Origin of the sequence: uncultured Nostoc sp. (genome assembly GCF_964245575.1) — a bacterium.
Lineage (GTDB): Bacteria > Cyanobacteriota > Cyanobacteriia > Cyanobacteriales > Nostocaceae > Nostoc.
Genome location: NZ_CAXTNP010000372.1, coordinates 1 through 6,343, shown reverse-complemented (window position 1 = coordinate 6,343; position 6,343 = coordinate 1). Strand labels below are relative to the sequence as shown.

5 protein-coding genes and 2 pseudogenes are annotated in these 6,343 nt (G+C 46.1%); 2 read left to right on the top strand and 5 right to left on the bottom strand.

What is annotated here, in order from left to right:
• Nucleotides 1–23: 23 nt before the first annotated feature.
• The 3 genes and pseudogenes from thiO to ACFFAP_RS34635 form a co-directional block, all read right to left on the bottom strand.
• On the bottom strand, nucleotides 24–2,015 hold the full coding sequence (thiO, locus tag ACFFAP_RS34645; RefSeq protein ID WP_375515456.1) for a glycine oxidase ThiO: 1,992 nt from the start codon (nucleotides 2,013–2,015) through the stop codon (nucleotides 24–26).
• A gap of 92 nt (nucleotides 2,016–2,107) precedes the next feature.
• Nucleotides 2,108–2,506, bottom strand: coding sequence for a hypothetical protein (locus ACFFAP_RS34640; protein WP_375515455.1), 399 nt, complete (start codon nucleotides 2,504–2,506; stop codon nucleotides 2,108–2,110).
• Nucleotides 2,507–2,522: 16 nt separating this feature from the next.
• A pseudogene (locus ACFFAP_RS34635) lies at nucleotides 2,523–2,862 on the bottom strand (2Fe-2S iron-sulfur cluster-binding protein).
• A gap of 75 nt (nucleotides 2,863–2,937) precedes the next feature.
• On the opposite strand from ACFFAP_RS34635, the gene cimA reads away from it, so the two are divergent.
• On the top strand, nucleotides 2,938–4,593 hold the full coding sequence (gene cimA / locus ACFFAP_RS34630; RefSeq protein ID WP_375515454.1) for a citramalate synthase: 1,656 nt from the start codon (nucleotides 2,938–2,940) through the stop codon (nucleotides 4,591–4,593).
• Between the two features lie 213 nt (nucleotides 4,594–4,806).
• Here the strand turns inward: cimA and ACFFAP_RS34625 are convergent, their stop codons facing one another.
• Together ACFFAP_RS34625 and ACFFAP_RS34620 are read right to left on the bottom strand one after the other, a co-directional pair.
• On the bottom strand, nucleotides 4,807–4,959 hold the full coding sequence (locus tag ACFFAP_RS34625; protein WP_375515453.1) for a hypothetical protein: 153 nt from the start codon (nucleotides 4,957–4,959) through the stop codon (nucleotides 4,807–4,809).
• A gap of 422 nt (nucleotides 4,960–5,381) precedes the next feature.
• A complete protein-coding gene (locus ACFFAP_RS34620; protein WP_375515452.1) occupies nucleotides 5,382–5,615 on the bottom strand; it encodes a hypothetical protein in 234 nt (77 codons plus the stop codon).
• 160 nt (nucleotides 5,616–5,775) lie between these two features.
• On the opposite strand from ACFFAP_RS34620, the pseudogene ACFFAP_RS34615 reads away from it, so the two are divergent.
• A pseudogene (locus tag ACFFAP_RS34615) lies at nucleotides 5,776–6,343 on the top strand (flavin-dependent dehydrogenase); the annotation flags it as partial.

Genomic DNA, 6,343 nt, shown 5'->3' with positions numbered 1-6,343 from the left:
CCCCATGCCCCAGTCCCCTGTCCCTAACTAGTAATCGTCCCAGTCAGAGGAGAACTAGGACTGGCGTAGTTTTTGATAGGCATTCTGCCAGCAAGGTATGCCAAACGACCGGCAACTGTTGCTAAATTCATCGCACGAGCCATTGCTGCTGGGTTTGGAGAAAGAGCGATCGCACTATTAATTAACAAAACATCTGCTCCCAATTCCATTGCTTGGGCGGCTTCTGAGGGTGAACCAATTCCGGCATCTACCACCACTGGCACACCCGCATTTTCGATGATGATTTGGATGTTGGCAGTTGTTTTTAGCCCTTGTCCAGAACCAATCGGCGATGCCAAAGGCATTACCGTAGCACAGCCTACTTCTTCTAAACGCTTGGCTAACATGGGGTCAGCGTTAATATAAGGCAATACTGCAAAACCTTCTTTAACTAATTGTTCTGCGGCTTGCAGCGTCCCAATTGGATCTGGGAGTAAATACTTAAGGTCAGGTATTACTTCTAACTTGACAAAATTATTATCTTCCTGCCCTAACAATTTCGCCATTTCTCGCCCCAAACGCGCCACCCGAATCGCCTCTTCAGCAGTTTGGCAACCTGCGGTATTGGGCAACATCCAGATTTTTGTCCAATCTAAGGCTTCAGCTAAACCTTCATGTCCGGGGGCTTTGGTTTGTACCCGTCGTACTGCTACAGTGACAATCTGACAATCACTGGCGGCGACACTTTGCTGCATTTCTTCAATGCTGCGATACTTACCAGTTCCTGTCATCAAGCGGGATTGAAAGGTTTTGCCAGCAATAATTAGTGGTGAGTCTTCAATGGGAAGTGGTGGCTGCTGTGGGGATATGGCAAGGGGATGCCCGTTGGAGAAATTGGCAGAGTGAGTCAGCATTGTGGTGGAGGTAGATGGCTTGGACTGGAAGCGCGAATAGTGAAAATCAGTAAGTAGAGGGTCAGACTTTTGTTCCAAGATGAAATCGGCAATCAATGCGGCGGTTACGGGTGCAAGTAGAATCCCGTTACGGTAATGACCTGTAGCAAAGGTTAAATTTTGACAGTGGGTAGTGCCAAGGATGGGCAACTCATCGGGGGTGACTGGGCGAAATCCCCACCAGAATTCTTGGATGGGATAATGCTTGAGTTGGGGATACAAGCGGATGGCAGCTTGTAGTAATTTTTGAATGCCTTCTGGGGTGTTGTTGGGCATAAAGCCAACGTCTTCGCTGGTTGCGCCAAGAACAAGGCGATCGCCTCTTGGTACGATATAAATATCCTGCCCAAACAAAACCCGCTTCAAGGGCAATTCCGGCGCAAATTCTGGTATTCGCACACTCAGCATTTGTCCTTTTCTGGGTAGCACGGGTATTGGTAACAACTCATTTGACCAAGCACCTGAAGCTAAAACATAGTGCGCGGCGCGAATTATTCCAGCATTGGTTTGCACGCCAACCACTTGTCCTTGCTGCTGTAAAAATGCTTCTACTGTAATCCCGTCTTTAAGTTCAACACCAACAGACTCAGCCGCCGTCCACAATACCTGAGCTAGAGCTTTATTATCAACTTGTGCGTCTTCAGGATACCACCAGCCACCGCCTACCTCTGCTCCCAATCCTGACTGATATTGATGAATTGCCTCTTTGTTTAACCAGTAAGCCGGGGATGAGAAGGAAAGACTTTCGCCTCTGCTCCTCTGCTCCTCTGCTCCCTGCCCCTCTGCCTCCTCAAAGATGGGTGCAAGGATACCGCAGGATCGGTAGCCAGTATTTAAACCAGTTAGTTCTTCTAGTTTGCGCGTCCAGTCGGGATATAAAGCACGCGATCGCCAACACAAGGAACGCATTGCCCCATTCGGAATGTTTTCCGCATCTGGTGCTAACATCCCAGCAGCAGCGTAGGTAGCAGCAGCCTGAAAGTCACGACAAAGCACGGTGACACTTGCCCCGCGCAGTTTTAGTTCAATGGCGATCGCTAAACCAATAACGCCGCCACCAATAATTACAGTCTCACTAGTCATTAGTCATTAGTCATTAGTCATTAGTCATTAGTACATAACTAATTAACTCATAACTTATAACTTATAACTCGTAACTATAGACGGATCTATCGTTACCACAAGGCGCGAATTGGTTCGTTGCCTTGATTTGTCTCGCTGGATGGCGTATTTGTTTGTGAAGAATCTGTATTATTGTCTGTTGTAGTGTCAGCAGGTGATGTTGAGTCATCAGAAGGATTCTGGGCAACGTTACTCCTGTTGTCAGGTCTTGGAGCTACAATAGCGCGCCTGTTTGCGTTTGTTTCGGTTGTTTCATTTCCTTCAGTTGCAGTTTCTTCATTCTTGCTGCCAGCACTGCTATTAACATTGATATTAGCTGGCAGGACTTGTGATTTTTTGTCACTGGGAGCGTTAGCGGTTTGTACGCCCATAGGAAAGTTGATGCCCAGTAATGTACCAAGCAGAATGGCTAAACCTCCAGCCATTAAAATTAAGGGTGTCCATCTACCCATGTTGTCTTACTCCTTTTTAACCTTTTGGTGTCCACACTATTCGAGAACCTTGTCCCCAAAATCCATCAAACTTTGTCACTTTCACATCGCCTAAAACTTGAGTTTGACTGTTCCTTACGCAAGTTTGTTGTAGGAGAATGGGGAGGAAGCGAACGTCGTGCTCGATCACGCCAATTCGCTGCTGATACTTCGCCCTCTACCTTAACCGCGCAAGTTCCGCAACTGCCAATGCCCCGACAGTTTATTACCTTAGCACCGTCATTGTAGAGGTCAATACCATTTTGCAGCAAAATTGTTCGGAGATTGCTTTTGCTTACGCACTCAATTGTTTTACCTTGAGCTAGTACCTTAGGCATTTTTAAATTGCCAAACTGGCGTTTTGTTGTATATTGACACATTGCCTCGAAAGTTGTCTCGTCGGTCCCACTTTTATGACCACAAATTCTTTACCTCAACTTTGGCTCTATGACACTACATTACGAGATGGCACTCAGCGCGAGGGGCTATCAGTATCGATAGAAGATAAGTTACGCATTGCTCGTAGACTCGATCAACTGGGAATTCCCTTTATTGAAGGCGGTTGGCCTGGTGCCAATCCCAAGGATGTACAATTTTTCTGGCAACTCCAAGAAGATCCGCTAAAACTTGCTGAAATTGTGGCTTTTTGTTCGACTCGACGCCCCAATTCCACTGCTGCAACCGAACCGATGCTACAGGATATTTTGGCTGCGGGGACTCGCTGGGTAACGATTTTTGGCAAGTCTTGGGATTTACATGTCACAACAAGCCTCAAGACGACATTAGAAGAAAATTTGGCGATGATTCGCGACACGATTGAGTACCTCCGTTCTCAAGGTCGTCGCATTATCTACGATGCCGAACATTGGTTTGATGGCTACAAGCACAATCGAGATTATGCTTTACAGACATTAGAGGCTGCGATCGCATCTGGTGCTGAATGGCTAGTCCTTTGTGATACCAATGGTGGCACTTTACCCCACGAAATTAGCCAAATTGTTCAAGATGTGGTAAGGGTGACTGGGAACTGGGGACTGGGGACTAGGAAAGACTCTTCCCAATCCCCAATCCCTCAAATTGGAATTCACACTCATAACGATTCGGAAATGGCGGTTGCTAACGCAATAGCCGCCGTGATGGCAGGGGCGAAGATGGTACAGGGGACAATTAATGGTTACGGTGAACGTTGCGGTAATGCTAACCTCTGTTCGTTAATTCCCAATTTACAATTGAAGCTGGGTTATAGTTGTATCACAGAAGACCAGCTAACACAACTTACAGAAGCTAGTCGTTTTGTTAGTGAGGTGGTCAACCTTGCGCCAGATGAACACGCTCCCTTCGTAGGACTTTCGGCTTTTGCTCACAAGGGCGGTATTCATGTATCAGCCGTGGAACGTAATCCCCTGACTTACGAACATATTCAACCGGAACAAGTCGGGAATCATCGCCGCATCGTGATTTCTGAACAATCTGGACTCAGCAATGTTTTAGCCAAAGCCCGCAGTTTTGGAATTGACCTCGATCAGCTAAAGGCAGAAGCCAAGCAAATTCTCCAGCGCCTCAAAGATTTGGAGAGTGAAGGATTTCAATTTGAAGCAGCAGAGGCCAGTTTTGCGCTACTGATGCACGAAGCTTTGGGAGGTCGCCAGAAGTTTTTTGAAGTCAAAGGTTTTCAAGTCCACTGTGATTTGATTGAAGGGAAAGAAACTAGCAATGCCCTAGCTACAGTTAAACTCGCTGTTGACGGCAAAAATATTCTGGAGGCGGCGGAAGGTAACGGCCCCGTTGCTGCGTTGGATGCAGCTTTACGCAAGGCTTTGGTGAATTTTTATCCCCAAATAGCAACCTTTGATTTGACAGATTACAAGGTGCGGATTCTCAACGGACATACGGGCACTGCGGCGAAAACCCGTGTGTTGGTAGAATCGGGCAATGGTCGTCAACGCTGGACAACGGTAGGGGTTTCTACCAATATTTTGGAGGCTTCTTATCAAGCTGTGGTGGAAGGCTTGGAATACGGTTTGTTATTGCACTCTCAAGCGGAGGCGGCGGTGAGAACTTCTAGTTGACAAAAAGCGCCATGTAGTGTAAGATGTACTGGCAAAAACCATCTGTCCCTTGTGCTAATTGAAATTACCTGTTAGCCAAACAGCATGAGTGCCGCAGGAAACGACATTAAACTGATTTCAACCACCACAGCAGTGTTGGGTTCCTAACGCAATCACAGTCGAACAGTTCGACAACGTTTCTCAAAACTCCAGTATTTTAGGTACATGAACGTATTACACACCCAAGGGTGTTGTTGCAGGTAGTGGAACTTTGAACCTCAGAATCGACTCACCTACCCAGTTGAGAAGCATTAGTGTAACAGGGGGTTTTGGTGGTAGTGTGTGGACTAAGATACGCTCTGGCTTTTGAGGCGAAGGTTTAAGCATTTACCAGAAAAAGTTTCCAGTCACAGGACAGTAAATGCAAAAATAGCAGTCCAATTACCAATTCCACATAAATAATCATTCTCATTTTGACAGCCAAAGTGCGATCGCTCAACTAAGTTGTGTGCCAAAAACATTTATTCCGCTAAGGTGTCGAGCCGCCGCTCAAAGAGCATGAGGATTGCTCCAAAAAAAACCCCTGGTGCAAACCAGAGGTCTTTCCGTTTAAGAACGTTGTAAAATTCATTAGCAACGTAAAACGCTGATATGGTTAAGTTAGTGGCTTCTGTGCCGTAAATGCAAAAATAGCAACCCAATTGCCAATTCCAGACATGTTACTCCTATACCTAAAATGCGATCGCCAACATTTAGGTGCAGAACTAAAAATCTAATGCTGCGACAAAAACTTCATCCTATGCAAGGTTTTAGGAGAACTTTTCCCAGGATTGGGCAACTAATTGACTCAACCAGCGACGTTGTTGCTGATCCAGCAGTGGATCATCTGCTAGCAACTGAGCGGTTAATTCTTCCAAAGATTGACCCTGAGCGCGGACAATTTTAATTAATCCAGCGATCGCACTGGCAACTAGTTCTTCATCAATTGGCTGTTGTCGCAGGGCAACAATTTCCTGGGGACTGTCTGGAATGGGATAATTCATGGCGTGGGTTTACAGAAATACAAAATGAACAATAAATTTGACAAATTCTTAAAATTTCTTCACTGAATCTTTACGAAAGTAATAGGGCGGAGCCTACCTTACTTTGTGCCTTCATAAAATCTGTCTTAGTGAGTAGATTGATCGGAGATGTCAGGAAACGATGAGAGAAATTCTTTATTTAGAAGTTCCAACTCCGGATATAGCAACTGTGCGTAGCTGGTTACAAACAGATTTTGAACCCGGAAATAGAGAAAAAGTGGTTACTTCGGAAGGCTTTCGCCTTAAAATCCCCACTGCAACTACACCTGCTAGCGGGACTATTTCCGAAAACTTGCCTGCGGAACTTTCGGTATTTGTCTGGTCGGTGCAACGAACTACTTATCTAAAAGTGTTTCGTTGGGCAGAACAACCCTTTCCCAAGGAGGGGCAAATCCTGCAACGCCTAACCAAAGAAATCAGAAGCCGTTTTTCGCATCATTACCCAGAACCGCCAGCGATTGATTTATCTAAGCAATCAATATTTGCAGCACTAGGCTCTGCTTACCCCCTCACCGTCAAGTATTTTCAGAAAATGCCCAACGGTGAATACGATCTAACGCGTGCCTACTGGTGGGAACAGCGATGGCGCGAAGGAGTACGGAATCCGCAGCAGCCGCGTCAGGTGGTTTTTTCCAGTCAAGGGGACTGGGGAAAAGGTACGGGAGCAGGGGGAGATAAGAAAATAACAT

Coding starts and splice junctions, on each gene's coding strand:
- ACFFAP_RS34620 (WP_375515452.1), bottom strand. CDS start 5,615: ATGAATTATCCCATTCCAGACAGTCCCCAGGAAATTGTTGCCCTGCGA.
- thiO (WP_375515456.1), bottom strand. CDS start 2,015: ATGACTAGTGAGACTGTAATTATTGGTGGCGGCGTTATTGGTTTAGCG.
- ACFFAP_RS34640 (WP_375515455.1), bottom strand. CDS start 2,506: ATGGGTAGATGGACACCCTTAATTTTAATGGCTGGAGGTTTAGCCATT.
- ACFFAP_RS34625 (WP_375515453.1), bottom strand. CDS start 4,959: ATGCTTAAACCTTCGCCTCAAAAGCCAGAGCGTATCTTAGTCCACACA.
- cimA (WP_375515454.1), top strand. CDS start 2,938: ATGACCACAAATTCTTTACCTCAACTTTGGCTCTATGACACTACATTA.